Source organism: uncultured Flavonifractor sp. (assembly GCF_944385615.1).
GTDB lineage: Bacteria > Bacillota > Clostridia > Oscillospirales > Oscillospiraceae > Flavonifractor.
In genome coordinates this window covers 1-25864 of the sequence record NZ_CALWXV010000022.1, presented here as the reverse complement: position 1 = coordinate 25864, position 25864 = coordinate 1, and the positions used below count along the sequence as shown (strand labels likewise).

The window sequence follows — 25864 nt, the reverse complement described above, 5'->3', positions numbered from 1 at the left end:
GCCCTCCTTTCCGGCCAATATTCTGCCCAGATTATACCGGAAAGGGCCCTTTTCGTCAACGCTGGGAGGATAAAATGGACAAAATTCGGGTAAACTGGCAAAATGAGATTGACTTGCCGGTCAAACTATGCTATGATGGCCGCAGTTGAAAAGGGAGTAGTTTAAAGCCATACCGTCAACACCACGGCCAGCTTGGCCTGGCGGTATGCACCCTATGGGTAACAAGACTTTTCGACAACTGCCGAGGTATGCCCGGCGGTTGGCGAAGGGTCTTTTTTCTTTTGCCCTTCGCCGGAAAACGATTGGAAGGGAAGAAAGCATATGACAGAGGCGTATTACCGAAAAACCGCCCAACAGGCCCTGGACGCCCAACAGGCCGGACCAGGGGGGCTGACCGATCAGGAGGCCGCCAAGCGGCGGGAGCAGTACGGCCCCAACAAGCTGTCTGAGGGCAAGAAAAAGAGTGCCATTCAGATCTTTGCCGAGCAGTTTAAGGACCTGCTGGTCATCATCCTCATCATTGCCGCCGTCATCTCCGCTCTGTCGGAGAACGTGGAGAGCACCATTGTCATCTTTGCCGTGCTCATCCTCAACGCCATTCTGGGTACCGTCCAGTACCTGAAGGCGGAAAAATCATTGGAAAGCCTGAAGGCCATGTCCTCCCCCACTGCCAAAGTGCTGCGGGGCGGCGTCCGGGTGGAGATCCCATCCGCCGACGTGGTGCCTGGCGACATCGTGCTGCTGGAAGCCGGCGACATGGTGGTGGCCGACGGCCGGGTGCTGGAAAACTTCTCCCTGAAAGTAAATGAGAGCTCCCTTACCGGCGAAAGCGAGGGTGTGGACAAGACTGCCGACGTCATCGACGCCGACCAGGTGGCCCTGGGCGATCAGAAGAACATGGTGTTCTCCGGTTCTCTGGTGACCTATGGCCGGGCCACCGTGCTGGTTACCGGCACCGGCATGAACACCGAGCTGGGCAAGATCGCCGCTTTGATGAACCAGACCCAGCAGCGCAAGACCCCGCTGCAGCAGAGCCTGGACAGCTTCTCCGCCAAGCTGGCCATCGTCATCATGGCCATCTGCGCGGTGGTGTTCCTGCTCTCCGTCTTCCGCACCGGTATGGGCGTGCTGGACTCCCTCATGTTCGCAGTGGCCCTGGCGGTGGCCGCTATCCCCGAGGCCCTCAGCTCCATTGTCACCATCGTGCTGGCCATGGGCACCCAGAAGATGGCCAAGCAAAACGCCATCATCAAGGACCTGAAGGCGGTGGAGAGCCTGGGGAGCGTGTCTGTCATCTGCTCGGACAAGACGGGCACCCTGACCCAGAACAAGATGACCCCCCAGAAGGTGTACGCCGACGGCTCTCTGCTGGAGGGGGACGACCTGGAGCTGGTCAACGATGTGCAGCGGCTGCTGCTGAAGGCGGCTCTGCTGGCCAGCGATGCCACCAACAACCAGGAGACCGGCGCCTCCATCGGCGACCCCACCGAGGTGGCCCTGGTGATGCTGGGCGAGAAGTTCGGCGTGGACGAGGAGGCCTACCGGGCCCAGCATCCCCGGCTGGGAGAGCTGGCCTTTGACTCCGACCGCAAGCTGATGAGCACCCTCCACGACATCGACGGCACCCCCACCCTCTTTACCAAGGGGGCCATCGACGTGCTGCTGGACCGGTCCAAGTGGCTGCTCACCCGGCAGGGCAAGGTGGAGCTGACCCCCGAGCGGAAGGAAGAGATCGCCCGGGTGAATATGCAGTTGTCCATGGAGGGCCTGCGGGTGCTGGCCTTCGCCTATCGGGAGCTGGACGGGGTCCGTCCCCCCACCCTGGAAGACGAGAACGACTTTACCTTTATCGGTCTCATTTCCATGATCGACCCGCCCCGTCCAGAGGCCATCCAGGCGGTGGCCGACGCCAAGCGGGGCGGCATCCGCACCATTATGATTACCGGCGACCACAAGGTCACCGCCTCCGCCATCGCCCGTCAGCTGGGCATTTTCCGGGACGGGGATGAGGCGGTATCCGGTCTGGAGCTGGACCAGATGACCGACGCCGACCTGGATCAGCGGCTGGACAAGATTTCCGTCTATGCCCGGGTGTCCCCCGAGCATAAGATCCGCATCGTCAACGCCTGGCAGCGCAAGGGCAAGATCGTCTCCATGACCGGCGACGGCGTCAACGACGCTCCCGCCCTGAAAAAGGCAGATATCGGCGTGGCCATGGGCATCACCGGCACCGAGGTGTCTAAGGACGCCGCCTCCATGATTCTGGCCGACGACAACTTTGCCACCATCGTTCGGGCGGTGGTCAACGGCCGCAGCGTATACGCTAACATCAAAAATGCCATCCAGTTCCTGCTCAGCGGCAACACCGCCGGTATTTTCTGCGTGCTGTATGCCTCCCTCATGGGCCTGCCGGTGCCCTTCCAGCCGGTCCATCTGCTGTTTATCAACCTGCTCACCGACTCCCTGCCCGCCATCGCCATCGGCATGGAGCCCGCCCGGAAGGGCCTGCTGGACCAGAAGCCCCGGGACCCCAAGGAGCCTATCCTGAACAAGCCCCTGCTCTCCCGCATCGGCGGCCAGGGTCTGCTTATTGCCATCGTCACCATGATCGCCTTTTATCTGGGCTATCAGGGCGGGGACGCCGTGCTGGCTTCCACCATGGCCTTCTCCACCCTCACCCTGGCCCGGCTGTTCCACGGCTTCAACTGCCGGGGCGCCGAGTCCATCTTCCGGCTGAAGCTGACCACTAACAAAGCCTCCATTGCCGCCTTTTTTGCCGGTGTGGTGCTGCTGATGCTGGTGCTCTTCACCCCCGGCCTGAAGGATCTGTTCATGGTATCCCAGCACTTCACCCTCACCAACCTGGGAGAGATGGTGGGCCTGGCCTTCCTGCCCACCCTGGTGATCCAGATCGTCAAGATCTTTGCCGGCATGGGCAAGGGCAAGAATTGATCTATATAAGCAAAAGGCGCGCCCGGCTGGGCGCGCCTTTTGCTTATGCAAGCCCCTTCCAATTAAGGAGCCTCGCAGAGTTCCGCCGCCCGCAGGCGGCGGAATAGAGTGGAAATCTGTTTTTTTCGAGGACATGAGCCTCGGAAAAAACACTGCTCAGCCCGCAAGTGTGGCCTTTGGCCATGGGCCAAAAGGACGCGCGCGGCGGGCTGCATCCCCCGCTCCAAAGTGGCTGGCCACTTTGGAGCATAAAAAACCGGGGCGCGGTGTTTCCACCGCGCCCCTTACAGGATCGGTTGTCCCTTTGTTCCTGCTCCTTTCGCCTTTCGCCAGAGGGTGAGCTCACCCGGCACCGGCTTAAAAGGAGATGCGGAACCAGTGGGTCATCCGGTCCACTGCTAGTATGCCCCCTGTTCCACGAAATTATCAGGAAAAAAACGGTATAGAACGGGGCATAATTGCCCAAACTGGACATAGGATAAAACGGGTAACAGCCCGAAGCAAGGAGGAGACCGTATGCCGGACGCCATCAAGCGCTTTGCCCTGCGCCGGCGGGAGAGCCAGGAAGAAGAGATCCGCCGTCTCCTGCTGGAGGGCGTGACCCAGACACGCGCCCTCATCACCCAGGCCTACCAGGGCTTTAACGACGCCCGGGACCCAGACCTGATCGAGTCCTATGTCTTTGAGATCAACGCCCTGCAATCCCGCCACTCCTATCTGCTGCGGCAGCTCAAGGAGCTGGATGGAGCGGCAGCGGCCCGCACCGGATAATGGGGTCCTGCCCCGCCGCCAAGGTCCTGGCAAAGGAAAAGGAGGTGGGGGCGGTGGTAGATCCTCTGCTCCAGGCCCTGCCCTGGATCGTGGGCGGGCTTTTGCTGGTGCTGCTGCTGGCGGTGCTGCGCCGGCCCCTGGGCTGGCTCATGCGGCTGGCCGCCCGGACCGGGGTGGGGCTGGGGGTGCTCTACATCCTGAGCTGGGCCGGCGGCCCGGTGGGCCTGTGTCTGGGGGTCAACCTGACCAACGCCCTGGTGCTGGGGGTGCTGGGCGCGCCCGGTCTGGGCCTGCTGGTGGCCCTGGACTGGGTGCTGGCCCCATAAAAACCCACAATCAAACTTCCGGCGGAGGCGAGCGGGCGCTCACCTTCGGCTGGAAGTTTTTTCTTTTTGTGGGCGCCGCTCTAGTGCCGGCTTATCGCTTCTTATGGAATAATTTATAATTGGGTCCTTTTGTGTTCACAGTTTTTTAAAATACGTATCGTAAAATGAAGAATATTCATCACCATGATGGAATAGAAAACGGACGAAAAACCGTTGGCGGATGGGGCGCATACGGCTTGTCTGTCCGTATTTTGATCGATAACGGTATTGGAACGGAAGGAGTGGACCCAGTTGAAACGAAAATTTGCGGCGCTGATGTGCGCCTTGACCCTATGTACCGGCCTGGTCCTGCCTGCCGCGGCGGCGGGTTTTACCGATGTGAGCGCCGGGTCCTGGTATGAGTCGGCGGTACAGGAAGCGGTGGAGCAGGGATGGATGACCGGCGTGAGCGACACCCTGTTTGCCCCCAACGGCGCGGTGACCAAGGCCACGGTGGCCGTGGCTCTGTGGCGGATGGAGGGACAGCCCACCCCCGCCCAACAAAATCACTTCCCCGACGTGGCGCCGGACAGCTGGTATGCCGCCGCCGCCAACTGGGCCTGTGAGGCAAAGATCATCCAGGGGACCGACAAGGGCGCCTTCAGCGACGGGGTGGTGACCCGGCAGGAGCTGGCGGTGATCCTCACCCGCTACGATGAGTACAAGGGGCGTACCCTGGCGGAGGGCGCGCTGAACCTGTACAGCGACGCCAATCAGGTGGCCGCTTGGGCAAAAGACGGGGTGGCCCACGCCATCGGTATGGGCTGGCTGGAGGGGAGCAACGGTAAGATCTCCCCCAAAGGCTCCACCACCCGGGCGCAGCTGGCAGTCATTTTACAGCGGATGAATACCGAGGCGATGGGTTGACGGCCTATTGTCTCCGCCCAATATAGAAAGGAGAACCTCCCATGGAAAAAGGCAACCTCTTTATATCCTACCTCCGGGTCACCCAGCACATGTCCCAGCAGTTTCGCAGCCACTTTGGGCGCATGGACCTGACCTTTCCCCAGGCCATGGTGCTCACGGTGCTGGGGGAGGACGGACCGGTGCCCATCAGCACCCTGGCCGAGCGCACCGGCAGCGCCAACAGCACAGTTTCCGGCATTGTGGACCGGCTGGAAAAGCTGGGCCTGGCCAAACGGCAGCGCAGCGAGACCGACCGCCGGGTGATCTATGTCAGCGCCACGGAAAAGTACGCCGCCCTGCGGGATAAGGCCGCCACCGACGTGCGCAGCTATTTTTCCACCCTGATGGAGCACATGTCGGAGGAGGACCGGGCTCTGGTGGCCTCCGCCCTCCAGAAACTGGAGGAGGCCCTGAACCAGGTGGAGGAGAAGAACAAGTGACCCACAGTGCCGCTCCCGTACCTACGGTGGCGGCTGCCTGTTGTACGGACAGGCGCCCAGCCCTGTTCGGGCGCCTGGATCAGAGTGAGGAAGAGAAGAGAGGTATCCTGTTATGAGGAGGAATGGTTACGATTCCTATCATGGGCGCCGGAGAGGGCGTACCGTGCTGCTGATTTTAATCACTGCGTTGCTGATTATACTGATGCTGTCCCTGGCGGCCCTGTTTTTCCTGGAACCCTACATCCACTATTCCAGCGACGGTGTGCGGATTGATTTGCCCCCCTTATTCCAGAAAACGGAGGACGACAATCCGCCCGACAGCACCGCCCCCCTGCAATTTACCACCCCCACCCCCGACCCGTCTGCCACCGCCACGCCTGAGGCGGAGACACAGACCACCTTCCGGGGCGTGGAACTGTCCCTGTCCGATCTGACCGGCGGCACCGCCCAGACCCAGGCGGAGAGCGCCGGGGCTGCCGCCGCCATCTTTGCCCTGAAGGACACCGACGGGGAGCTGGCCTACCAATCTCAGCAAAGTTTTGCTCTGGAATATGACCTGAACGCCGCCGACGGGGCGGTGAATCAGGCCATCCAGCAGGCCAACGGCGGAGAGCTTTACACGGTGGCCTATCTCTCCTGTTTCCGGGACGACATTCTGCCCCAGTGGAACCGGAGCCTGTCGGTCCACAGCTCGGGGGGCAACTACTGGGACGACGAGGGCGTCCGGTGGACCAGCCCCGCCTCGGCGGAGGTGCGGCAGTATGTCACCGGGCTGTGCCAGGAGGCGGCCGCCCTGGGCTTTGACGAGCTGCTGCTGGACAACTGCGGGTTCCCCACCCGGGGCAATCTGGACAGCATCAAGGGGGACAGCAATTATAATTCCGCCAACCTGACGGCGGATATGACCACGTTTTTCCAGCAGCTGGAGACCGCCCTGGCCGGCTACCCGGAGCTGAAGGTGTCGGTGGTGACCAGCCTCAGCGTGCTCAACGGCACCTCCGACGGCAGCGGCCTGACCCTGGACCTGCTGAAGCAGTATGCCGACCGGGTCTTTGTGGCGGTGCCCGACGGACAGACCCTTCCCACCATCGAGGGGCTGGAGATCGTGCCCATTGTGGCCCAGGGTACCGGCGAGGGCAGCTGGGCGGTGCTGCGCTGACGGAAATTATGCAAAAAAGCGGGAAATTGCTTGACTTTTAGAGGTTGCGCTGATATAATATCACAGCCGCTTTGAATGGGATTGAAAGTGAAGCCCTGCGTGATGTCACGCTCCGGCACGTTCGCGGCCGGGTCGCTAAGTACGTGCTCCGCGAAAAATGCCGCTGGCCTGCGGCCAGCCTGTTTTTTCGCCTGCGCACTTCCTTAGCTCCCCTGCTCACGGCCTGCGCGCTTCCTCCCCCGACAGCGAGCCCGTAATGAAGGAGTTGAAAACTACATGCATGCGATCATCGAGACCGGCGGCAAGCAGTACAAGGTGACCGAGGGCGATACCCTCTTCATCGAGAAGCTGCCCAACGAGGCCGGAGACAACGTGACCTTCGACAAGGTCCTGGCTGTCATCGACGGGGACAAGATCACCGTGGGCACTCCCGTGGTGGAGGGCGCCAAGGTGGACGCCTCCGTGGTGAAGAACGGCAAGGGCAAGAAGATCCTGGTCTTCAAGTATAAGCCCAAGAAGGGCTACCGGAAGCGTCAGGGCCATCGTCAGCCCTACACCAAGGTGACCATCGGCGCCATCTCCCTGTAAGAATGACCACCGTCTCTTTTCACATGGAGGGGGACCGCATCGTGGGCTTCACTGTGAAGGGCCACAGCGGTTACGCCGAGGCGGGGAGCGACATCGTCTGTGCCGCCGTCACCAGCGCCGTCCGCCTGACCGAGTGCGCCGTCAACGACGTGCTGGGCCTGGGGGCGACCGTGAAGGTGAAGGAGCGGGACGCCTCCGTCTCCCTGCGCATCCCCGGCGGGCTGAGCCAGACCAGCGAGAGCACCTGTCAGACCCTTCTGACCGCCCTCATGGTCCACTTTGCCAGTCTGCACGAGGAATATCCCGAACACATTCTCGTGGTGGAGGAGGATTGACCTCTCCCCACGGTAAGCTTTTAACACACAAGTTTGGAGGTGTGACACCATGCTGAACATCGGTCTTCAGTTCTTCGCCCATAAAAAGGGCGTGGGCTCCACCCGTAACGGCCGCGATTCCGAGGCCAAGCGTCTGGGCGTGAAGCGGGGCGACGGTCAGTTCGTTCTGGCCGGCAACATCCTGGTCCGCCAGCGGGGCACCCATATCCATCCCGGCGTCAACGTGGGCAAGGGCAGCGACGATACCCTGTTCGCCCTCAAGAGCGGCCGCGTGAAGTTTGAGCGCCTGGGCAAGGACCGCAAGCAGGTCTCTATCGTGGAGATCTCCCAGTAATTGCCCCAAATATGGGTACACTAAGCCCCGGACGGAATCCCGTTCGGGGCTTTTTTGTGGATAGATTGGCGGCGGGCGATTGATAATCGCCCCTACAGACAGGCCCCGGCGACGATGTAGGGGCGGCTATCAGCCGCCCGCCTGAAACACGAAGGAGGTTTTTATGGCAGCACCCTTTGTAGATACCGCCCGCATCACCGTCAAGGCGGGCAACGGCGGCAACGGCGCGGTGGCCTTCCACCGGGAGAAGTATGTGGCCGCCGGCGGCCCCGACGGAGGGGATGGCGGCCGGGGGGGCAATGTGATCCTGGAGATCAATCCCCACATGTCCACCCTGATGGATTTCCGCTACAAGCGCAAGTATGTGGCGGGCAACGGCATGGACGGCCAGGGCAAGCGCTGCTCCGGCAAGGACGGGGAGGACCTGGTCATCAAGGTGCCCCGCGGCACCGTGGTGCGGGACGCCGAGACCCAGGAGATCATCTGCGACATGTCGGAGACCGACCGCTTTGTGCTGGCCAAGGGGGGCAACGGCGGCTGGGGCAATAAGCACTTTGCCACCCCCACCCGGCAGGTGCCCCGGTTTGCCAAGGCGGGCCTGCCCGGCCAGGAGCGGCAGGTCATCCTGGAGCTGAAGCTGCTGGCCGACGTGGGACTGGTGGGCTTCCCCAACGTGGGCAAGTCCACCCTGCTCTCCGTGGTGTCCAAGGCCCGGCCCAAGATTGCCAACTACCACTTTACCACGCTCTTCCCCAACCTGGGTGTGGTGTATGTGGACGAGGGGGTGTCCTTCGTGCTGGCCGATATCCCCGGCATCATTGAGGGTGCCGCAGAAGGGGCCGGTCTGGGCCACGATTTCCTGCGGCACATCGACCGCTGCCGCTTGCTCATCCATGTGGTGGACGTGTCGGGCTGCGAGGGCCGGGACCCGGTGGCCGACTTTGAGGCCATCCAGGAGGAGCTGAAGCAGTACGGCCCCGATCTGGCCTCCCGGCCTATGCTGGTGGCGGGCAACAAGGTGGACATCGCCGCCGACCGCACCGGATTGGAGGCCCTGAAGGCCCATGTGGAGGCCCTGGGGATGCCCTTCTATGAGATCTCCGCCGCCGCCCAGCTGGGTACCCGGGAGCTGATGTTTGCCGCCGCCCGGGAGCTGGAGCATCTGCCCCCCATCACGGTGTACGAGCCCACCTATGTGGAGCGGCCCCCGGAGGTGGATATGTCCGAGCCCCTCAACATCATCCACGAAGACGATACCTGGATCGTGGAGGGCCCCTGGCTCCAGCGGCTTATGGCCAACGTCAACTTTGGGGACTATGAGTCCCGCAACTGGTTTGACAAGATGCTCCGTCAGTCCGGCCTCTTTGACCGGTTGGAGGAGATGGGCATCCACGACGGGGATATCGTGTCCCTGTACAACCTGGAGTTTGAGTATCAGCGATAAGAAAAACAGGGCCCGCCGCGTCTGCGGCGGGCCCTTGTGTTCACTGGTGAGGGACGGGGATGACCACATCCCCCACGGTGACCGAGGCCACCTCTTCCAGAGGACGGATGGTGTCGAAGATCACACCTTTGGTGCATTCAGTCCGACCGCTGCCTGAGTGGATGCTGCTATTGGCGCTCTTGATCTCCAAGGTGGAGCCGTCGGTGTAGGAGATCACCACGGGCAGATCCCGGAAGGGGGCGTAGGGGTCGGTTGCCTTGTCCGCCCGGCCGGTTTCCCGCTCCGTCTCCGGTACCTCTTGATGGACGGTGTACTCCACCATGATGGACAGGGGGGAGAGGGTGACGGAATCCAGGGTGGCGTCCATGCCCCCCACCCGGAGCGCCTGCCCGGAGGGGAGGGAGAGGGAAGCATCCTCAAAGGCCATGGTGAATTCCAGAGTCCAGGGGCCCTCTGTCAGCAGGGTCTTGTTCTCATAGCCGTCGGTGGTGTTGTAGAGGCCCCGGAAGGTGGCGGTGACCTTGCCGGAGCGGATGGGGGTATCGGAGGTCCAGAAGGTCACAAACTGGATGGTATTGTCGGTGGGGTCGGCGTCGTAGAAGTGGGAGAAGCCGCCGCCTCCGCTCCCTGCGGAGAGGGAGGCCAGCGGACCGCTGGGCCGCAGGTCGTAGTCCTCAAAGGAGAGGGGCAGGCGGCCCTCATATTCCTCACTGCCCGACAGGACCTGGCCGCTCACCAGGGGCTGACCGTCCTCCCGGGCGATGGAATAGACGATGGCATAGGAATAGGTATCCCCCACGATGGCGTCGGCGGTGATGGTGATACCGTCAGCAGTGGCCGAGGCCCCCACGGGGTAGCCGATCTGGTCGATGATCTCAGTCTGGGCGGCAGAGACACCGAAGAGGGCGGAAAAACTCTCCCCCACATCACTCAGTACGCCGGTGGCCCCCGCCACCCCCACGCTGAGGGCCAGTGCGGCGGCCACCCCCGCCACCGCCACCCGGCGGAAGGTGTGGGGACGCCGCACGGGGGACGCGGAGGCCTCCATCAGCTGATCCACCATGCGGGCTTTCTGTTCCGGGGTAAAGTGGAGCGAATCCATGGTATCTTGATAACGTTTCATGTCAAAGCCTCCTGTTCCAGATAGGTCCGCAGCTTCTGCCGCCCCCGATCCAGCCGGGTAAAGATGGTGGCGGGCTTTTCCCCCAGCAGGGCGGCGATCTCTTTGGCGGAATAGCCCTCGTAGTAATAGAGATAGAGGACGGTGCGGTATTTGGGGGGCAGCAACTCCAGGGCGGCCGTCAGGCTGCCCTCCTCGGGCTCCGGGGCGGGGACATGTTCCACCGCGTCCAAAGTCACGGTGGTGCGCCGCCAATGTTTTTTCAGCAGGTCCTTACAGAGATTGACGGTGGTGCGGATGATCCAGGCCCGCTCGTGTTCCGTGTTGTCAAACGAGCGGGGGGCCTGGAGCAGCTTAAGAAAGACGGTCTGGCAAATGTCCTGGGCGTCGCAGGTGCTGTTCAGATAGGTGTAGCTCAGCCGCAGAATCAGGTCGGAATAGGTATTTACCAGCCGTTCCGCCTCCACCCGGTCCGGTGTAAGGGGCATACGGGTCACATCCTTTCTATCAGGACTGAAAAGCGCTTTCACTGAGAATACGATTGGCGGCGGCTAGATTCTTCATTTTTGCAAAAAAATACGGAAGCCAGAGGCTTCCGCATGTTCAGGACAGGAAAAAGCGCCAGTACAGCCACCCGCCCAGGGCCAGCTGGGCGATGAGCATGACCGGCAGGCCCCACTTGAAATACCAGTGGCGGGTTTTGTGGTGAAAGGCGTACATGCCCAGGATGGCCCCCGGCGTGCCCCCCAGGAGAGCCACCAGAAAAAAGGTCTTTTCCGGCACCCGCCAGCGGTTGCGCTTGGCCTTCCACTTGTCCACACCCATGAGCACATAGTCCAGGATACTCCAGAAAAGGAGCCACAGGGCGATCCATTTCAGCATGTGGCAAACTCCTTTCCCGCACCCAGGGCCGATACAAAGCCACCCCGGGTCCTGGTGGTGGCGTACCACAGGGCCAGATCAATGGAAAGGGCATTGCCGCTGTCCAGAAGGGCGGCGGCGTCCCCATCCAGCCCAATGATGGTGACCCAGTGCCACCGGTCCAGCTCCTTCACCTTGCCGTTGTCCAGGTTGAGAAAGGCCACCGGGCAGTCGGCGGCCAGACTGGCGGCCACGAAGGAGCGCAGCTGGTCATAGGGCGGGCGTTTGGTGCGGGCGGATGGGAAGGCAAAGAGAGTGGGGGCCAGCGGGACTCCGCAGGCCGCTCCATAGGCCGCCATGCCCTCCACCATGTACTCCGGCCGGTTGAGGCCGTGGCTCCGGGGGGTGACGTACTGCCACACCTTGCACATGTGCTCAATAAATCCCACTTGGTCGTGGTCCATCGGAGAGCGCAGGGGGGAGAGGGCCGGGGACTGCTGGGCCAGATAGTGAAAAATAAGGGCGGCGGTGGTGGGGCCACACCCAGCCCGCTGCTGCCAGACGTCGGGGAACCAGTCCTGGTCCGCCCCGTGGGTTACCGTGCCGTCGGAACCGGTCAGGTCCATCCACTGGGGATGGGTGATGGAGAGAGCGCCCATGGGCTCCACCCCTTTCCTGTTTGATGTAATACCAGTATAGTATAGCATTCCTGTCAAGGCGGATGCCGGTTGCCAGCGGGGAAAATCTGTGCTATTCTGTGCAAAGAGCGCCACAGGAGGAACGATATGACCAAGACCGAACTGCTGAACAAGCTGGCCCGGGACGGGGAGGAGCGGCTGCTGCTGGCCCGGGCCATGGACAAGCTGGAGCTGGCCCGCAACCGGTCGGTGCCCGGCCACACCGGCTTTTTATCCCCCCAGGAGCGGGTGAGCGTGGAAACCCTGCTCAACGCCTGCGGCCATCCCCGGCACCTGTTTTACGGCGGGTTTGAAGGGGCGGAGCGGACGGTGTGCGCCTTTCTCCCCGACTGGCAGGAGGACGAGCTGTGGCTGGAGAGCGACTGTCCTATCCGGGCGGTGCGCTGCACCTGGTCGGGCGGTACCCTGAGCCACCGGGACTTTCTGGGTTCCATTCTGGGCCTGGGGCTGGACCGGGAGAAGATCGGGGACCTGCTGGTGGGAGAGGGGGAGTGCCACATCCTGGCCCTGGACGACGTGGCCGATTTTCTGGTGCTGAACCTGGACCAGGCTGGGCGGGTGCGCCTCAAAACCGCCCCCGTGGCCCTGTCCGATCTGAAGCCCCCGGAGGTGAAGATAAAGCCCATCCGGGATACCGTCAGCTCCCTGCGGCTGGACGCGGTGGCCGCCGCCGGGTTTTCCCTGTCCCGGGGCAAGGCCGCCGACCTGATCGCCTCGGGAAAATTCCAGCTCAATCACCGGGAATGTCTCAAGCCCGACCGCCCTGTGGCGGCGGGGGACGTGATGAGCTGCCGGGGGCTGGGAAAATGTGTCCTGAAAGAGGTGGGCGGCCCGTCCAAAAAGGGGCGAATCATGATTTTACTGGAGCGATATGTATGATGGATGAAAAAAAGATTGCCCGTATCAACGAGCTGGCTAAAAAGGCCAAAAGCGAGGTGGGGCTGACCCCCGAGGAGATGGTGGAGCGGGACTTGCTGCGGCAGGAGTATGTGGCTGCCTACCGGGAGAGCCTGGTGGCCCAGTTGGAGAACACTTATATCGTGGAGCCCGACGGCACCAAGCACAAGCTGGGGAAGAAGCAATAAGAAAAACGCCTGCCGGACACACACGGCAGGCGTTTTTTGAAGGCAAAACCCTTACTTTTCTTTGTGGAGCAATTTGCGGTAGGAGAAGTCGATGGCAAAGGCCCCCAGGGGAGCGGTAACCAAAATGGCGATGACCGCCACGGTGAGCACGATTTGTCCGCACCCCAGGCCCATGGCCAGGGGCACCCCGCCGATAGCCGCCTGTACCGTGGCCTTGGGCAGGTAGGCCAGTATGGTGAAGAGCCGCTCTTTCTTGTCCAGCTTGCTCCCGGCCACGCACAGCAGCACTCCCAACGCCCGGAAGCACAGCACCCCCAGCACAGTAGCCACGGCGGCCAGTCCGGCGGCGGCGGCATAGTTCAGGTCCACCTCGGCTCCCACCAGCACAAAGAGCATGATCTCGGCGCATACCCACAGTTTGCCGAACTTGGCGGTGAGCCGCTGGGCCACCATCAGCCGCCACCGGCGCAGGCCCAGGCCCGCGCCCAGCACCGCCAGCAGACCGGAGAAGGGCACGGGGATCACATCCTCCAGGGCCACCAGCAGGAAGGCCAGGGACAGGAGAATGACCACCTTCACCGAGTCCCGCATGTGGAACCGGGCGAAAAATTTAGCCAAGACAAAGCCAATGAGCAGACCCAAAGCGGCCCCCAGCACGATGGATACCGGCACCCCCGCCAGGGCGGCAGGGGAGAAGGAGCCCCCCTGGGCCATGCCGGTAAAGGAGGTAAAGAGAACGATGACAAACACGTCATCCACCGAGGCTCCAGCCAGCACCATCTGGGGGATGCCCTTCTTGACTCCGTAGCCCTCCTCCATCAGCTTGAGCATCCGGGGCACAATGACGGCGGGGGACACCGCCCCCACCACCGCCCCCATGATGGCGGCGTCCAGGGTGCTCACCCCCAGCAGCCGGGGGGCCAGTACCACCATGCCCAGCACTTCAAAGGTGGCGGGCAAAAAGCACATGAGAATGGCGGGCCGTCCCGCCCGGCGCAGGTCGTCCAGATCCAGGCTCAGCCCCGCCCGGGTGAGGATGATGACCAGGGCCAGCTGCCGCAGGTCGGCGGAGATGCCCAGCAGATTGGGGGACAGCAGGTTGAGCACGCAGGGCCCCAGCAGGATGCCCGCCAGCAGCATCCCCACCAGGGAGGGAAGCCGCAATCTGGTGGCCAGGGTGCCCAGCACCAGGCCCAGCAGCAGCACGAAACCTAAGCTTGTTAACATAAAACCATTCCTCTCCGGGGGCGGGCATAAAAAAAGCCAATGCCCCCTGCAAATGTTTGCAGAAGTCATCAGCCAAACGGCGGTTCGGGCAAACGCCCCGGGAGGACCTCATCCCCGTATACCGGGGGAAGTATACCACAGGCCCCGCCCCTTGTCAACCGGGGGAAAAGGGAGTATGATGAAGCAGAGAATGACCATAGGGAGGCAATTATGATCTTTGACACCCACGCTCACTATTATGACGACGCCTTTGACGCCGACCGGGAGGCCCTGCTGGCCGAGCTGCCCCAGAAGGGGGTGGACCTGGTGGTGTGCCCCGGCTGTGATCTGGACTCCTCCCGGCAGTCCCAGGCCCTGGCGGAGCGGTATGATTACCTCTACTTTGCCGCCGGCTTTCACCCGGAAAATCTGGAGGGGGTCACGCTGGAGCAGCTGAACGAGATCCGCGCCCTGTGCGCCCATGAAAAGTGCGTGGCGGTGGGGGAGATTGGCCTGGACTACTACTGGGTCAAGACCTCAGAGGACCGGGCCAACTCCCGGGACTTCTTCGACGCCCAGCTCTCCCTGGCGGAGGAGCTGGATTTGCCCGCCATCGTCCACGACCGGGACGCCCACAAGGACTGTCTGGATATCGTGCGGGCCCATCCCAACGCCCGGGGGGTGTTCCACTGCTACGCCGGCAGCGTGGAGGACGCCAAGGTGCTGGTGGACAAGGGGTGGATGCTGTCCTTTACCGGGAACATCACCTTCAAAAACGCCCGCCGGGCCCCGGAGGTCATCCGGTGGCTGCCCATGGACCGGCTCATGCTGGAGACCGACGCCCCCTATATGGCCCCCGAGCCCTACCGGGGCCGCCGGTGTGACTCCTCTCTCATCCCCCTGATGGCCCAGACGGTGGCCCAGCTGAAGGGGCTGACCACGGAGGAGGTCCTGCAAATCACGCTGGAAAACGGCAAGCAGTTTTTCAATCTGACCGTGTAAAATGCTGTAGGGCCGCCATATATGGCGGCCGCCGGGATACAAGGAGGCATTGCGATGGAAACCATTTCTTACGAATATGAAGGCGCCCTCTACGTCAACCTGACCAACCGGTGCGACTGCCGGTGTGTGTTCTGCCTGCGGCACAACGGACACAAGGGCTCCATTTACGCCGACGACTTGTGGCTGGACCACGAGCCCAGCCGTCAGGAGGCCCTGGACGACCTGCTGGCCCGGGATTACAGCCAGTACCGGGAGCTGGTGTTCTGCGGCTTTGGGGAGCCCATGTACCGCACCGACGATCTGCTGTGGCTGGTGGACCGGCTGAAGGAGCAGGTGCCCAATCTGCCCCCTGTCCGCATCAACACCAACGGCCACGCCAACCTGATTCTGGGCCGGGACGTGACCCCTGAGTTGAAGGGACGCATTGACACCATTTCCATCTCCCTCAACGGCTCCACGGCAGAGGAGTACTGCGCCGTCACCAAGCCAAAGGACGGGGTGAAGGCTTGGGAGGCTATGCTGGACTTTGCCAAGAAGGCAAGGGACTATGTGCCCCATGTGGTCATGACCATTGTAGATAAGGACAAGACGCCGGAGGAGATCGAGCGCTGCCGGAAGATTACCCAGGAGCTGGGGGTCACCCTCCGCATCCGGGCCTACATCGAGGATTAAAAAAATAACTGGGGCGCTGCTGATGCAGCGCCCCAGTTGTTAGTCTGCGGGACGGAAGGCGGCTACCGCCTGGTGGAAGGCCGCCTGGTCCCCGTCACTGCCGTGGAGGCGGACGGTGACCGGGCGGGACAAATCCAGAGAGAACAGCCCCATGATGGATTTCCCGTCCACCACATAGCGGCCGGAGAGCACGTCCACCTCACAGGGGGAGCGGGTGGCGGCGTTGACAAACTGGCGGACCTCCTCAATGGAGGCCAAAGAGACCTGAAATTCGGACATGGGGCACCTCCTGGAGAAATGAACTGTTTTCAAAACGGCTGGTTTGGTTTATAATGTGACCTGTCATTTTCCATTCTATTATAGACAGACGCCGTGGAGTTTTCAACCAAAATCCCCGGCGGGAGAGGAACCCGTATGCGCACAGCGATCTATACTCTGGGCTGCAAGGTCAACCAGTACGAGACCCAGGCCATGGAGGCCGAGCTGACCCGCCGGGGCCACACCCTGGTGCCCTTTGACGGGGAGGCCGACGCCTACATCATCAACACCTGTACCGTCACGGCGGTGAGCGACAAAAAATCCCGCCAGATGATCCGGCAGGCCCGCAAACGCTCCCCCCACGCCATCGTGGCGGTGTGCGGCTGCTACGCCCAGACCGACCCAGAGGCGGTGGAGGCCCTGGAGGTGGATCTGGTGATGGGCACCAACGACCGCATGGGGTTTCTGGACCGGCTGGAGGCGTTGAGCCCCGACGGGGGCCAGGTGGTGGAGGTGGACGACGCCCTCCGCCGCCGTACCTTCGAGCGGCTCCCCGCCGGGGGGCTGGAGGGCCGCACCCGCGCCATGCTCAAGGTGGAGGACGGCTGTGTCAATTTCTGCTCCTACTGCATCATCCCCTACGCCAGAGGGCCCATCCGCTCCCTGCCCGCGGCTGAGGCCGCCGCCCAGGCCGCCAAGCTGGCAGAGGAGGGCTACAAGGAGCTGGTGCTCACCGGCATCGAGATTTCCTCCTGGGGCCGGGACCTGCCGGATAAGCCGGAGCTGATGGACCTCATTGAGGCGGTGTGTGCCGCCGCCCCCGGCTGCCGGGTGCGGCTGGGGTCTCTGGAGCCACGCACCATTACGGAGGACTTTTGCCGCCGGGGGGCGGCCCTGCCCAATCTGTGCCCCCATTTCCATCTGTCCATGCAGTCGGGCTGTGACGCCACCCTGCGCCGGATGAACCGGAAATATGATACCGAGCGGTATTATGAGAGCGTCAAGTTACTGCGGGAACACTTTGACCGCCCCGGTATCACCACCGATCTCATCGTAGGCTTCCCTGGGGAGACCGAGGAAGAGTTTGCCCAGACCCTGGACTTTGTGAAAAAATGTGCCTTTTCCGCCATGCACATTTTCCCCTACTCCCGCCGCACCGGCACCCCGGCGGCCGCTATGCCTGACCAGGTGCCCAACGCCGTGAAGGAGGAGCGGGCCCACCGGGCGGGGGAGGTGGCCCGCCAGCTGCACCGGACTTGGCTGGAAAGCTGGGTGGGACAGACCCTCCCTGTCCTCTTTGAGGAAGAGAAGGACGGCCTGTGGCGGGGCCACACGCCCAACTATACCGAGGTCTTTGCCCCCGGCGAGGGATACCATAATGTGGTGAAAGATGTGGAAATTGTGGAGGTTTTTCAGGACGGCTTGAAAGGAAGGGTATGAGATGAAAAAACGCCTGCTCCCCCTGGCCCTGTCTCTGGTTCTGATGGCCGGCTGTACGCCGCCGCCGGAGCCATCGCCTTCTCCCACTCCCACACTGGAGTCCGCTCCCACCCCCGTGGCCGGGATGGACTTTGACGCCTTTCTGGAGGAGGTCAATACCCGCCGCGAGGCGGTCATTGAGACGGAGGCTGCTCTGGATATCAGCCAATGGACGCCCGACTTCACCGGCCAGAATGACACCTATACGGAGGAGGAAATGGAACTTCTCCTGACGCCCCACGACCTGACGGAGCCGCTGACGGTAGAGACTGCCCAGGAGGATATCGAAACTTTCTTTACCCTGTTGCGCACCACCTACGGGGCCTACGAGTATTTCGGCGGCGATGAGGTATTTGGCCCACTGAAGGAACAGGCGCTGGCGCAGGTCAAGCAGGAAGCGGGGGATGGGAAAATCCTGTTGAGCAGGACCGTTCAGGACATCCTGGCGGATGCCCTCTCCCCTATTGTCCAGGACGGGCATTTTGCCATCGGTGGACAGCCTCTCATTGAACCGCATCGGGTCTATATGTACTATGTACCCGGCCTGTATCTCTCCAAAGCGGAGGGGCTGGACCCGAACTATGTGAAGCCTACCATTGGCCCGGAGGGGCAGATCTGTTATGGTTTCTATGCCCTGAGCCACGATGGGACCGATCTGCCCGACACCCTAGGGGACTATGACCTGGACTGGACCCAGGCTGAGAGATCAACTCGTGGAAGTGAGGTATTTACGGAATATTCTTATCAGGACGTCCCTGTGCTGCAATCCACTCAGATGTACGCCAACACGCCGGAGCATGAGACCCAGCTGGAGCGCTTTGCCGCCTGCGGCGGGGAGTATGCCGACGAGCCGGTGCTGATCTTTGATGTGCGGGCCAACCCCGGTGGCAGTGATATCTGGATTATGGACTGGTTTGAGGGATTTACCGGCCAGCCAGCCCAGCCTAAGCGGGTATTTAGCGCCCGGTACAGCCAGATGTTCTGCCGGGCCTTTGATTTTAACCCTGAGAACGGGTTGGGGACTTGGATGGTATCAGAGGACCAGGGGACATGGACACCCAGCGAAACCGTGACGCTCCTGCTGGCAGATAAGGGCACCGCCTCCTCCGGAGAGACGGTGGTGGAGTTCTTCCGCTCCATGGAAAATGTGCTGGCCATCGGTGGGCCAACCAGCGGCTGCGCTCTGGTGCCCAATAACAGCGGGTTTTACCTTCCCCACACCGGCCTGTATGTGTATTTTGGAACGGGGCTGGCCTTTCATGAAACCATGGACAATTGGGACGGTACAGGCTACCTGCCCGACCTGTGGGTTAACCCGCCGGACGCTCTGGACGCGGCGGCCCGCCTGTGCGACTACTACGGCCTGAAGTAATGGACAAAAAACCGGGCGGCCAGAGGCCGCCCGGCGGAACAATCTTACCGCTGAAATTTTGCCTTTACCTTCTCCACCCAGGGCTCCAGCCGTTCCCGGGGCAAGAGCCAGTTGATGAGCAGGGACATGGCCACCCCGCAGCCGGTGTCCAGCATCCGGTTGAGGGCGTAGGACACATAGGTGTCCACCGGGGTGTTGAACAGCACGATGCACAGCACCACGCCCCCCGGTTGTACCGCCCCCACCCAGAAGATCTGGGCCAGCACGATAAGAATGACCACCCCCACAAAAAGCAGGGGCACCAGCAGCAGACGGCTCTCCCCGTCGGGGTAGAAGATCAGGTAGATGCGGAACAACCCCATCCCCAGAAAGCCGCCGATGATGGTGCCGAACAGCCGGTTGCCGCCGTGGAGCTTGGAGTGGTCCATGTTGGCCCCCATGCCGAAGATGGCCCCGATACAGGCGAAGGTGGGATTGCGGTTGTCCATAAAGTAGTAGAGCAAGGCACACAGTGACGCGGACAGGGCGGTTTTCAGGTTGCGCAGGCCGATGCCCGGCAGTTTGCGGCTGGGTGCTTCGTTCATGATCGTATCCACTCCCTTTTTCAAATAAAAAGAAACATCGCCCATAGGAGGAAAACCATGAGCTTTGCCGATATCCAATTTATTCAGAACTGCAAGGACATTCTGGCCCACGGGGTGTGGGACACCGACCAGCCGGTGCGCCCCCGGTGGGAGGACGGCGCTCCCGCCCACACCATCAAATTATTCGGGGTGGTGAACCGCTACGACCTGCGGGCGGAGTTTCCCGTTCAGACCATCCGCAGAATGGCCTTCAAAAGCGCGGTGGACGAGCTATTGTGGATCTGGCAGAAGAAGTCCAACAACATCCACGACTTGGGCTCTCACATCTGGGACGCCTGGGCCGACGAGAACGGCTCCATCGGCAAGGCCTACGGTTACCAGCTGGGAGTGAAGCACATCTACCCCGAAGGGGAGTTTGACCAGGTGGACCGGGTGCTGTACGACCTCAAGCACAACCCCGCCTCCCGGCGCATCCTCACCAATCTGTATAACCACCACGACCTCCACGAGATGGCCCTCTATCCCTGTGCCTACTCCATGACCTTCAATGTCAGCGGAAAGACCCTCAACGCCATTCTCAACCAGCGGTCCCAGGACATGCTCACCGCCAACGGCTGGAACGTGATGCAGTACGCCGCCCTGGTCCGCATGATGGCCCAGGTGTCCGGCCTGGAGGCGGGAGAGCTGGTCCACGTCATCGCCGACGCTCACATCTACGACCGCCATGTGCCGGTGGTGGAGGAGCTCATCAGCCGCACCCCCTACGAGGCGCCAACGCTGTGGATGGACCCGTCCGTCACCGATTTCTACGCCTTTACCAAGGACAGCTTCCAGCTGGAGGGCTACCGGTTCCACACCCTGGACCAGCCCATTCCGGTGGCGGTATAAGGAGGGATTGGGATGAATCTCATTGCCGCGGTAGACCAAAACTGGGCCATTGGCAAAAACGGGGATCAGCTTTGTTACATCCCCGCCGATTTAAAGCGGTTTCAGGCCCTCACCACCGGCCACGCCGTCATCCTGGGCCGCAAGACCTTGGCCACCTTTCCCGGGGGACGGCCGTTGAAGAACCGGCGCAACCTGATTTTGTCCCGGGACCCGGCCTTTGCCCCCGAGGGGGCGGAGGTGTTCCGGGATTTGGACAGCCTGCTGGCCGCCGCCCCGGCGGACGCCTTTGTCATCGGGGGGGAGAGCGTATACCGGGCCCTGCTGGCCCACTGTGACAGGGCCTATATCACCAAGATCCATCGGGCCTGGCCCGCCGACGCCCATTTCCCCGACCTGGACGCCGACCCTGCCTGGGCCGTGACCCAGGAGGGAGAGGCGCTGGAGCAGGATGGGCTGACCTTCCGCTATGTGACCTACGAGAGGGTGAAGTGATGTACCGGGAAGAGATCGAGGCCTATGTGCCCCAAAATGAGCAGGAGGCGGGGGACAAGGCTATGGTGCTGGAGTACCTGCGCCGCTTTCCCCACGATATCCTCACCCGGGACAACAGGATCGCCCACTTCACCAGCTCCGGCTTTGTGGTGAATGGGGACGGCACCAAGGTGCTCATGGCCCACCACAACCTGTACCGGGTATGGGCCTGGACCGGCGGCCACGCTGATGGGGACCCGGATCTGCTGGCGGTGGCCCTGCGGGAGGCCTGGGAAGAGACCGGGGTGGAGCACCTGCGCCCGCTGAGCACCGCCATGGTCTCCCTGGATATCCTGCCGGTGTGGGGCCATGTGAAGCGGGGGGTGTGGGTGCCCTCTCACCAGCATCTCAACGCCACCTACCTGTTGACTGCAGACGAAAGGGACCCCCTCCACTATCGGGAGGGGGAGAATACCAAGGTGGCCTGGCTGCCGGTGGACCGGCTGCTGGAACTGACCAATGAATGGCAGATGGACGGGGTGTACACCAAGCTGCTGGAGCGGGCCCGGGCCTTGCTGGCCCAAAACAGGTAGAACCACTGTGCCCCAAGGGTTTCACCCCCTGCGCATGGTAACTTACCACAGGGTAATGGTATCATGCCCGCCCATTGGGAGCAAGAGCCGACTTGCCCAAAAATCAGCCAAATTTTTTGACAAGCTAACAAAATGTTTGTTCTGCCGTTTATCATTTGACAAAGCATATACAAAAAAATATCCAATGTTAAAAAACGGCAGGAAAACGGGAAGCCCTTCCACGCACAGGGTTTTCCACATTATCCACATAGTTTTCCACACTTGTCCACACCGGTGGAAAACAGCCATTATGCATCTTTTGGCCCAGCCAGCGGCAGTCAAGAGGAAAATCCACGGCAGAATCGCCAAAGTTTCCGTTTTGGATGGAAACAGGAAGGAAATGTCATGTCCGATACCATTGTAGCCATCGCCACCCCCGCCGCGCCCAGCGCCATCGGCATCCTGCGCCTCAGCGGGCCGGAGGCCATTTCCGCCCTCTCCGCCGTGTTCCGCCCCCTGGGGAACAAGCCTTTGACGGCGTATGAGGACCGGAATCTGGTGCTGGGGACGCTGCTGGGGCCGTCGGGGGAGGTCATCGACCAGGCCCTGGCCACCTTCTCCCACGGGCCCCACAGCTACACCGGGGAGGACACGGCGGAGCTGCACTGTCACGGCTCCCCGGCGGTGCTGGCCCTGGGACTGGAGGCCCTTTTTGCCCAGGGGGTCCGGCAGGCCGGGCCGGGGGAGTTTACCCGCCGGGCCTTCCTCAACGGGCGGCTGGACCTGACCCAGGCCGAGGCGGTGGCCGACCTCATCGACGCCGAAACCCCCGCCGCCGTCCGGCAGGCGGCCGGACAGCTCTCCGGGGCTCTGAGCCGCCGGGTGCGGGCCATTTATGACGGACTCACCGATCTGCTGGCCCACTTCCACGCGGTGCTGGACTACCCCGACGAGGACATTGACCCCTTCCGGGCGGACACCATTCAGGAGAGCCTGGACCGGGCGGTGGAGGAATTGCGGACGCTGCTTGCCACCTATCAGCGGGGAAAGTACATCGCCGGCGGGGTGCCCTGCGTGCTGGTGGGGCGGCCCAACGCGGGCAAGTCCTCTCTGCTCAATGCCCTGGTGGGCTATGACCGGGCCATCGTCACCGATATCCCCGGCACCACCCGGGACACGGTGGAAGCCCGCTGTGTGCTGGGGGGTGTGGCCCTCCGGCTTATCGACACCGCCGGTATCCGGGATACCGACGACGCGGTGGAGCGGATGGGGGTGGAGCGCAGCAAGGCCGCCCTGGAGGAGGCCGCTCTGGCCCTGGTGCTGTGGGACGGCTCGGTCCCCATGGGGGAGGAGGATGTGGCTCTGCTGGAGCGCGCCATGGCCCACGGCCCGGTGATCCTGATGCGGACCAAGGCCGATCTGCCCTCCAAGCCCATGCCGGTGCTGGGTCTGGACCCCATGCCGCCGGTGGTGGCGGTGAGCGCCAAAACCGGGATGGGGCTGGACCGGCTGGGGGAGGTCATTGCCCAGCTGTTCCCCGCCGGGAGCGGGGACGCGGCGGGAGAGCTGCTTACCAACGCCCGGCAGGCCGACGCCGCCAAGCGGGCTCTGGCGGGGGTGAAGCGAGCGGTGGAAAATCTGGCGGCGGGGGTCACCCCTGATGCCCTGCTCACCGATGTGGAGGAGGCCCTGTCCGCCCTGGGTGAGCTGACGGGGGCCAACATCCGGGAGGATATCACCGCCCGCATCTTTGAGCGGTTCTGCGTGGGCAAGTAAGGACAGCGTGAATTGTAAACAATCCTTGAACCCCCTTGCAATTTTTCGTGCGAAGGATTATGATAGCGTTAGCACTCAAATGGAATGAGTGCTAACGCTATGTTTTTAAAAAACACTTCACATACAGGAGGCATCCATCATGGAGAAAAAGCAATTCCAAGCGGAGTCCCAGCGTCTGCTGGACCTGATGATCAACTCCATCTATACCCACAAGGAGATCTTCCTGCGGGAGATTATTTCCAACGCCAGCGACGCTATGGACAAGCTGGCCTATAAGGCCCTCACCGACGACAAGGTGGGCCTGGACCGCTCCCAGCTGAAGATCACCCTGACCCCCGACCAGATCGCCCGTACCCTCACCATCAGCGATACTGGTATTGGTATGACCCGGGAGGAGCTGGAGAGCAACCTGGGCACCATCGCCCGCAGCGGCTCCCTCCAGTTCAAGGAGGAGCTGGCCAAGCAGGAGAAAGCCGAGGGGGATACCACCGATATCATCGGCCAGTTTGGCGTGGGCTTCTACTCCGCGTTCATGGTGGCCGACCATGTCACCGTCACATCCAAGGCCTACGGCTCCGACCAGGCCTGGCAGTGGGCCTCCGACGGCACCGACGGCTATACCCTGGAGCCCTGCGACAAGGAGAGCGTGGGCACTGACATCGTACTCCATATTAAGGCCAACACCGACGACGACCACTATGACGAGTATCTGGAGCAGTACCGCATCGCCGATCTGGTGAAGAAGTACTCCGACTATATCCACTATCCCATCGTCATGCTGATGCACAAGTCCCGCCAGAAGCCCCGCCCCGAGGACGCCGGTGACGACTACAAACCTGAGTGGGAGGACTACGACGAGTGGGAGACCCTCAACTCCATGGTGCCCCTGTGGCAGCGGCCCAAGAGCGAGGTGAAGGCTGAGGAGTATAACCAGTTCTATAAGGAGAAGTACGGCGACTGGGAGGACCCGCTGAGTGTGATCCATGTGTCTGCCGAGGGCACTGTGGAGTACAAGGCCATGCTCTATCTCCCCTCCCATGCCCCCTATGACTTCTACACCCGGGAGTATGAAAAGGGCCTTCAGCTTTACTCCTCCGGCGTGCTCATCATGGACAAGTGCGCCGACCTGCTGCCCGAGCACTTCCGCTTTGTCAAGGGCGTGGTGGACTCCCAGGACTTCTCCCTGAATATTTCCCGCGAGATGCTCCAGCACACCCGGCAGCTGAAGGTCATCGCCAACAACCTGGAGAAGAAGATCAAGGGTGAGCTGCTGCGGCTCCAGAAGGAGGACCGGGAGAAGTATGAGACCTTCTGGAAGGCCTTCGGGCCCCAGATCAAGATGGGCATTGTGTCCGACTACGGCACCCACAAGGAGCTGCTAAAGGACCTGCTTCTGTTCTGGTCCTCCAAGGAGGGCAAGCTGGTCACCCTGGCTGAGTACAAGGAGCGGATGAGCGAGGATCAGCAGTATATCTACTATGCCTGCGGCGAGGACGCCGCCAAGCTGGACAAGCTGCCCCAGGCCGAGCGCATCCGGGACAAGGGCTATGAAATCCTCTATCTCACCGCCGATGTGGACCAGTTTGTGGTCAATGCCCTGGGCGAGGTGGACGGCAAGGCCTTCAAGTCGGTGGACGACGACGACGCCCTGCCCGAGAGCGACGAGGAGAAGGCTGCCCTGGAGCAGAAGGCGGAGGAGAGCAAGCCCGTCCTGGACTTTTTGAAGGAGACCCTGGGGGATCAGATCAAGGAGGCCCGGCTGTCCAAGCTGCTGAAGAGCGGCGCGGTGTGCCTCACCGCCGATGGCCCCATCACCCTGGAGATGGAGAAGTATTTCCAGAAGGTAGACCCGGACCGGGGCGGGGAGATGAAAGCCCAGCGGGTGCTGGAGCTCAACCCGGAGGCCCCCGCCTTTGCCGCCCTCAAGCGGGCGGTGGCCGAGGACAAGGAGCTGGCCGCCAAGTACGCCCAGCTGCTGTACGCCCAGGCCCAGCTCATTGCCGGTCTGCCCCTGGCCGACCCCGCCGGATACTCCGAGCTGGTGTGCTCCCTGATGCAGTAAAGTTCGTATCAAGATAAAAATCCCCGCTGCCAAAGGCACCCCCGCAAAAGGACAACAATAAAACCGATTTTGCGCATCCGTGATGAAGGGTCTGCAGAAATCCGCAGGCCCTTCTTTTTGCGCACATCAGAAAAGGGTGCAAAAAGCCGGTTGACTGTCCTCACCCCCGCTATTTGAGAAGTGCTGCGAAAAACGATCTCTCGATATGGGTTAAGCCCCAGCGTGTATGGTGAAAATGAGGGCATGTGGTGTTCCACATGCCCTCATTTTCACCTATGCTTCACAAAAACGACTTCCAAAAATTTGAATGCAGTTAGATTGAAGTGATGCAAATATTGTTGTGGCTTTTTCTATTCGCTTGTGGTATGTTGTCTTGCTACAAGGGGGTACGCTCGGTCAGCAGATTCTTTGCCAGCGCCCCGGATAAAACGGGATCATGCTGAAAGACGGTCAGGCAGTTTTGA

Annotated in this window: 28 protein-coding genes and 1 riboswitch; of the genes, 21 read left to right on the top strand and 7 right to left on the bottom strand. The window is 61.9% G+C overall.

Going from position 1 to position 25864, the window contains the following annotated elements:
- Positions 1–321: 321 nt before the first annotated feature.
- The 10 genes from Q0J75_RS07355 to obgE all read left to right on the top strand — a co-directional run bounded on the left by Q0J75_RS07355 (position 322) and on the right by obgE (position 9294).
- Positions 322–2952: a cation-translocating P-type ATPase gene (locus Q0J75_RS07355; RefSeq protein ID WP_297198924.1), complete on the top strand. Its 2631-nt coding sequence runs from the start codon at positions 322–324 to the stop codon at positions 2950–2952.
- 516 nt (positions 2953–3468) lie between these two features.
- A complete protein-coding gene (locus tag Q0J75_RS07350; RefSeq protein WP_297198922.1) occupies positions 3469–3723 on the top strand; it encodes a DUF2508 family protein in 255 nt (84 codons plus the stop codon).
- A 53-nt stretch (positions 3724–3776) separates the two neighbouring features.
- Positions 3777–4049 (top strand): pro-sigmaK processing inhibitor BofA family protein, encoded by a 273-nt coding sequence (locus Q0J75_RS07345; RefSeq protein WP_297198920.1) that lies wholly within the window; start codon positions 3777–3779, stop codon positions 4047–4049.
- 291 nt (positions 4050–4340) lie between these two features.
- Entirely contained in the window at positions 4341–4955 is a 615-nt protein-coding gene (locus tag Q0J75_RS07340) for an S-layer homology domain-containing protein (RefSeq protein ID WP_297198918.1), read from the top strand.
- Between the two features lie 41 nt (positions 4956–4996).
- Positions 4997–5434 carry a MarR family winged helix-turn-helix transcriptional regulator gene (locus tag Q0J75_RS07335; protein WP_297198915.1) on the top strand — a complete coding sequence of 146 codons (438 nt, stop codon included), beginning with the start codon at positions 4997–4999 and terminating at the stop codon, positions 5432–5434.
- A gap of 163 nt (positions 5435–5597) precedes the next feature.
- Positions 5598–6593, top strand: coding sequence for a putative glycoside hydrolase (locus tag Q0J75_RS07330; RefSeq protein WP_297198912.1), 996 nt, complete (start codon positions 5598–5600; stop codon positions 6591–6593).
- 276 nt (positions 6594–6869) lie between these two features.
- Entirely contained in the window at positions 6870–7181 is a 312-nt protein-coding gene (gene rplU / locus Q0J75_RS07325) for a 50S ribosomal protein L21 (RefSeq protein WP_297198909.1), read from the top strand.
- 2 nt (positions 7182–7183) lie between these two features.
- Positions 7184–7516, top strand: a complete 333-nt coding sequence (locus tag Q0J75_RS07320; protein WP_297198906.1) for a ribosomal-processing cysteine protease Prp — start codon at positions 7184–7186, stop codon at positions 7514–7516.
- A 49-nt stretch (positions 7517–7565) separates the two neighbouring features.
- Positions 7566–7850, top strand: coding sequence for a 50S ribosomal protein L27 (rpmA, locus tag Q0J75_RS07315; RefSeq protein WP_297198903.1), 285 nt, complete (start codon positions 7566–7568; stop codon positions 7848–7850).
- Between the two features lie 163 nt (positions 7851–8013).
- Positions 8014–9294 carry a GTPase ObgE gene (gene obgE, locus Q0J75_RS07310; protein WP_297198897.1) on the top strand — a complete coding sequence of 427 codons (1281 nt, stop codon included), beginning with the start codon at positions 8014–8016 and terminating at the stop codon, positions 9292–9294.
- Between the two features lie 40 nt (positions 9295–9334).
- On the opposite strand, the gene Q0J75_RS07305 is transcribed toward obgE, so the two are convergent.
- The 4 genes from Q0J75_RS07305 to Q0J75_RS07290 form a co-directional block, all read right to left on the bottom strand.
- A complete protein-coding gene (locus Q0J75_RS07305) occupies positions 9335–10417 on the bottom strand; it encodes a DUF4179 domain-containing protein (protein WP_297198894.1) in 1083 nt (360 codons plus the stop codon).
- Positions 10414–10902, bottom strand: coding sequence for an RNA polymerase sigma factor (locus Q0J75_RS07300; protein ID WP_297198891.1), 489 nt, complete (start codon positions 10900–10902; stop codon positions 10414–10416). The genes Q0J75_RS07305 and Q0J75_RS07300 overlap by 4 nt, the downstream gene beginning before the upstream one ends.
- Before the next feature lie 115 nt (positions 10903–11017).
- Positions 11018–11296, bottom strand: a complete 279-nt coding sequence (locus Q0J75_RS07295) for a DUF1294 domain-containing protein (RefSeq protein ID WP_297198888.1) — start codon at positions 11294–11296, stop codon at positions 11018–11020.
- On the bottom strand, positions 11290–11934 hold the full coding sequence (locus Q0J75_RS07290; protein WP_297198884.1) for a hypothetical protein: 645 nt from the start codon (positions 11932–11934) through the stop codon (positions 11290–11292). The genes Q0J75_RS07295 and Q0J75_RS07290 overlap by 7 nt, the downstream gene beginning before the upstream one ends.
- Before the next feature lie 126 nt (positions 11935–12060).
- Here Q0J75_RS07290 and Q0J75_RS07285 point away from each other — a divergent pair, with 126 nt between their 5' ends.
- Both Q0J75_RS07285 and Q0J75_RS07280 read left to right on the top strand, forming a co-directional pair.
- Positions 12061–12852 carry an RNA-binding protein gene (locus Q0J75_RS07285; RefSeq protein ID WP_297198881.1) on the top strand — a complete coding sequence of 264 codons (792 nt, stop codon included), beginning with the start codon at positions 12061–12063 and terminating at the stop codon, positions 12850–12852.
- The gene (locus Q0J75_RS07280; RefSeq protein ID WP_297198978.1) at positions 12852–13058 is read left to right on the top strand and encodes a DUF896 domain-containing protein; all 207 of its coding nucleotides are present in this window, start codon (positions 12852–12854) and stop codon (positions 13056–13058) included. The genes Q0J75_RS07285 and Q0J75_RS07280 overlap by 1 nt, the downstream gene beginning before the upstream one ends.
- Positions 13059–13109: 51 nt before the next feature.
- On the opposite strand, the gene Q0J75_RS07275 is transcribed toward Q0J75_RS07280, so the two are convergent.
- Positions 13110–14285, bottom strand: a complete 1176-nt coding sequence (locus tag Q0J75_RS07275) for a cation:proton antiporter (RefSeq protein ID WP_297198878.1) — start codon at positions 14283–14285, stop codon at positions 13110–13112.
- 52 nt (positions 14286–14337) lie between these two features.
- Positions 14338–14410, bottom strand: a riboswitch (Fluoride riboswitch).
- Positions 14411–14495: 85 nt separating this feature from the next.
- Between Q0J75_RS07275 and Q0J75_RS07270 the strand changes: the two genes are divergently transcribed.
- Both Q0J75_RS07270 and Q0J75_RS07265 read left to right on the top strand, forming a co-directional pair.
- Positions 14496–15266, top strand: coding sequence for a TatD family hydrolase (locus Q0J75_RS07270; protein ID WP_297198876.1), 771 nt, complete (start codon positions 14496–14498; stop codon positions 15264–15266).
- A 54-nt stretch (positions 15267–15320) separates the two neighbouring features.
- Positions 15321–15938, top strand: a complete 618-nt coding sequence (locus Q0J75_RS07265) for a TatD family nuclease-associated radical SAM protein (RefSeq protein ID WP_297198873.1) — start codon at positions 15321–15323, stop codon at positions 15936–15938.
- Positions 15939–15977: 39 nt separating this feature from the next.
- Here the strand turns inward: Q0J75_RS07265 and Q0J75_RS07260 are convergent, their stop codons facing one another.
- The gene (locus Q0J75_RS07260; protein WP_297198870.1) at positions 15978–16217 is read right to left on the bottom strand and encodes an HPr family phosphocarrier protein; all 240 of its coding nucleotides are present in this window, start codon (positions 16215–16217) and stop codon (positions 15978–15980) included.
- Positions 16218–16352: 135 nt separating this feature from the next.
- Between Q0J75_RS07260 and mtaB the strand changes: the two genes are divergently transcribed.
- Together mtaB and Q0J75_RS07250 are read left to right on the top strand one after the other, a co-directional pair.
- Positions 16353–17636 carry a tRNA (N(6)-L-threonylcarbamoyladenosine(37)-C(2))-methylthiotransferase MtaB gene (gene mtaB, locus Q0J75_RS07255; protein ID WP_297198867.1) on the top strand — a complete coding sequence of 428 codons (1284 nt, stop codon included), beginning with the start codon at positions 16353–16355 and terminating at the stop codon, positions 17634–17636.
- A gap of 1 nt (position 17637) precedes the next feature.
- Positions 17638–19047, top strand: a complete 1410-nt coding sequence (locus Q0J75_RS07250) for a S41 family peptidase (RefSeq protein WP_297198865.1) — start codon at positions 17638–17640, stop codon at positions 19045–19047.
- Between the two features lie 44 nt (positions 19048–19091).
- Here Q0J75_RS07250 and Q0J75_RS07245 read toward each other — a convergent pair whose 3' ends face one another.
- Positions 19092–19631 (bottom strand): FUSC family protein, encoded by a 540-nt coding sequence (locus Q0J75_RS07245; protein ID WP_297198862.1) that lies wholly within the window; start codon positions 19629–19631, stop codon positions 19092–19094.
- 57 nt (positions 19632–19688) lie between these two features.
- Between Q0J75_RS07245 and thyA the strand changes: the two genes are divergently transcribed.
- The 5 genes from thyA to htpG all read left to right on the top strand — a co-directional run bounded on the left by thyA (position 19689) and on the right by htpG (position 25400).
- Positions 19689–20519, top strand: a complete 831-nt coding sequence (gene thyA / locus Q0J75_RS07240) for a thymidylate synthase (RefSeq protein WP_297198859.1) — start codon at positions 19689–19691, stop codon at positions 20517–20519.
- Between the two features lie 12 nt (positions 20520–20531).
- A complete protein-coding gene (locus tag Q0J75_RS07235; protein ID WP_297198856.1) occupies positions 20532–21011 on the top strand; it encodes a dihydrofolate reductase in 480 nt (159 codons plus the stop codon).
- Positions 21011–21583, top strand: a complete 573-nt coding sequence (locus Q0J75_RS07230) for an NUDIX hydrolase (protein ID WP_297198975.1) — start codon at positions 21011–21013, stop codon at positions 21581–21583. Before Q0J75_RS07235 ends, Q0J75_RS07230 begins: the two co-directional genes overlap by 1 nt.
- 384 nt (positions 21584–21967) lie before the next feature.
- Positions 21968–23338, top strand: a complete 1371-nt coding sequence (gene mnmE / locus Q0J75_RS07225) for a tRNA uridine-5-carboxymethylaminomethyl(34) synthesis GTPase MnmE (RefSeq protein WP_297198853.1) — start codon at positions 21968–21970, stop codon at positions 23336–23338.
- A 139-nt stretch (positions 23339–23477) separates the two neighbouring features.
- Positions 23478–25400 (top strand): molecular chaperone HtpG, encoded by a 1923-nt coding sequence (htpG, locus tag Q0J75_RS07220; protein ID WP_297198850.1) that lies wholly within the window; start codon positions 23478–23480, stop codon positions 25398–25400.
- The last annotated feature ends 464 nt before the right edge of the window (positions 25401–25864 follow it).

What these genes read in the sequence shown, in the direction of transcription:
- mnmE (WP_297198853.1), top strand. Translation starts at nt 21,968, where the DNA reads ATGTCCGATACCATTGTAGCCATCGCCACCCCCGCCGCGCCCAGCGCC.
- mtaB (WP_297198867.1), top strand. Translation starts at nt 16,353, where the DNA reads ATGCGCACAGCGATCTATACTCTGGGCTGCAAGGTCAACCAGTACGAG.
- Q0J75_RS07280 (WP_297198978.1), top strand. Translation starts at nt 12,852, where the DNA reads ATGGATGAAAAAAAGATTGCCCGTATCAACGAGCTGGCTAAAAAGGCC.
- Q0J75_RS07355 (WP_297198924.1), top strand. Translation starts at nt 322, where the DNA reads ATGACAGAGGCGTATTACCGAAAAACCGCCCAACAGGCCCTGGACGCC.
- htpG (WP_297198850.1), top strand. Translation starts at nt 23,478, where the DNA reads ATGGAGAAAAAGCAATTCCAAGCGGAGTCCCAGCGTCTGCTGGACCTG.
- Q0J75_RS07320 (WP_297198906.1), top strand. Translation starts at nt 7,184, where the DNA reads ATGACCACCGTCTCTTTTCACATGGAGGGGGACCGCATCGTGGGCTTC.
- Q0J75_RS07275 (WP_297198878.1), bottom strand. Translation starts at nt 14,285, where the DNA reads ATGTTAACAAGCTTAGGTTTCGTGCTGCTGCTGGGCCTGGTGCTGGGC.
- Q0J75_RS07285 (WP_297198881.1), top strand. Translation starts at nt 12,061, where the DNA reads ATGACCAAGACCGAACTGCTGAACAAGCTGGCCCGGGACGGGGAGGAG.
- Q0J75_RS07290 (WP_297198884.1), bottom strand. Translation starts at nt 11,934, where the DNA reads ATGGGCGCTCTCTCCATCACCCATCCCCAGTGGATGGACCTGACCGGT.
- Q0J75_RS07265 (WP_297198873.1), top strand. Translation starts at nt 15,321, where the DNA reads ATGGAAACCATTTCTTACGAATATGAAGGCGCCCTCTACGTCAACCTG.
- Q0J75_RS07230 (WP_297198975.1), top strand. Translation starts at nt 21,011, where the DNA reads ATGTACCGGGAAGAGATCGAGGCCTATGTGCCCCAAAATGAGCAGGAG.
- Q0J75_RS07260 (WP_297198870.1), bottom strand. Translation starts at nt 16,217, where the DNA reads ATGTCCGAATTTCAGGTCTCTTTGGCCTCCATTGAGGAGGTCCGCCAG.
- Q0J75_RS07295 (WP_297198888.1), bottom strand. Translation starts at nt 11,296, where the DNA reads ATGCTGAAATGGATCGCCCTGTGGCTCCTTTTCTGGAGTATCCTGGAC.
- rpmA (WP_297198903.1), top strand. Translation starts at nt 7,566, where the DNA reads ATGCTGAACATCGGTCTTCAGTTCTTCGCCCATAAAAAGGGCGTGGGC.
- Q0J75_RS07300 (WP_297198891.1), bottom strand. Translation starts at nt 10,902, where the DNA reads ATGCCCCTTACACCGGACCGGGTGGAGGCGGAACGGCTGGTAAATACC.
- Q0J75_RS07305 (WP_297198894.1), bottom strand. Translation starts at nt 10,417, where the DNA reads ATGAAACGTTATCAAGATACCATGGATTCGCTCCACTTTACCCCGGAA.
- Q0J75_RS07270 (WP_297198876.1), top strand. Translation starts at nt 14,496, where the DNA reads ATGATCTTTGACACCCACGCTCACTATTATGACGACGCCTTTGACGCC.
- Q0J75_RS07250 (WP_297198865.1), top strand. Translation starts at nt 17,638, where the DNA reads ATGAAAAAACGCCTGCTCCCCCTGGCCCTGTCTCTGGTTCTGATGGCC.
- Q0J75_RS07335 (WP_297198915.1), top strand. Translation starts at nt 4,997, where the DNA reads ATGGAAAAAGGCAACCTCTTTATATCCTACCTCCGGGTCACCCAGCAC.
- Q0J75_RS07350 (WP_297198922.1), top strand. Translation starts at nt 3,469, where the DNA reads ATGCCGGACGCCATCAAGCGCTTTGCCCTGCGCCGGCGGGAGAGCCAG.
- obgE (WP_297198897.1), top strand. Translation starts at nt 8,014, where the DNA reads ATGGCAGCACCCTTTGTAGATACCGCCCGCATCACCGTCAAGGCGGGC.
- Q0J75_RS07235 (WP_297198856.1), top strand. Translation starts at nt 20,532, where the DNA reads ATGAATCTCATTGCCGCGGTAGACCAAAACTGGGCCATTGGCAAAAAC.
- rplU (WP_297198909.1), top strand. Translation starts at nt 6,870, where the DNA reads ATGCATGCGATCATCGAGACCGGCGGCAAGCAGTACAAGGTGACCGAG.
- Q0J75_RS07245 (WP_297198862.1), bottom strand. Translation starts at nt 19,631, where the DNA reads ATGAACGAAGCACCCAGCCGCAAACTGCCGGGCATCGGCCTGCGCAAC.
- thyA (WP_297198859.1), top strand. Translation starts at nt 19,689, where the DNA reads ATGAGCTTTGCCGATATCCAATTTATTCAGAACTGCAAGGACATTCTG.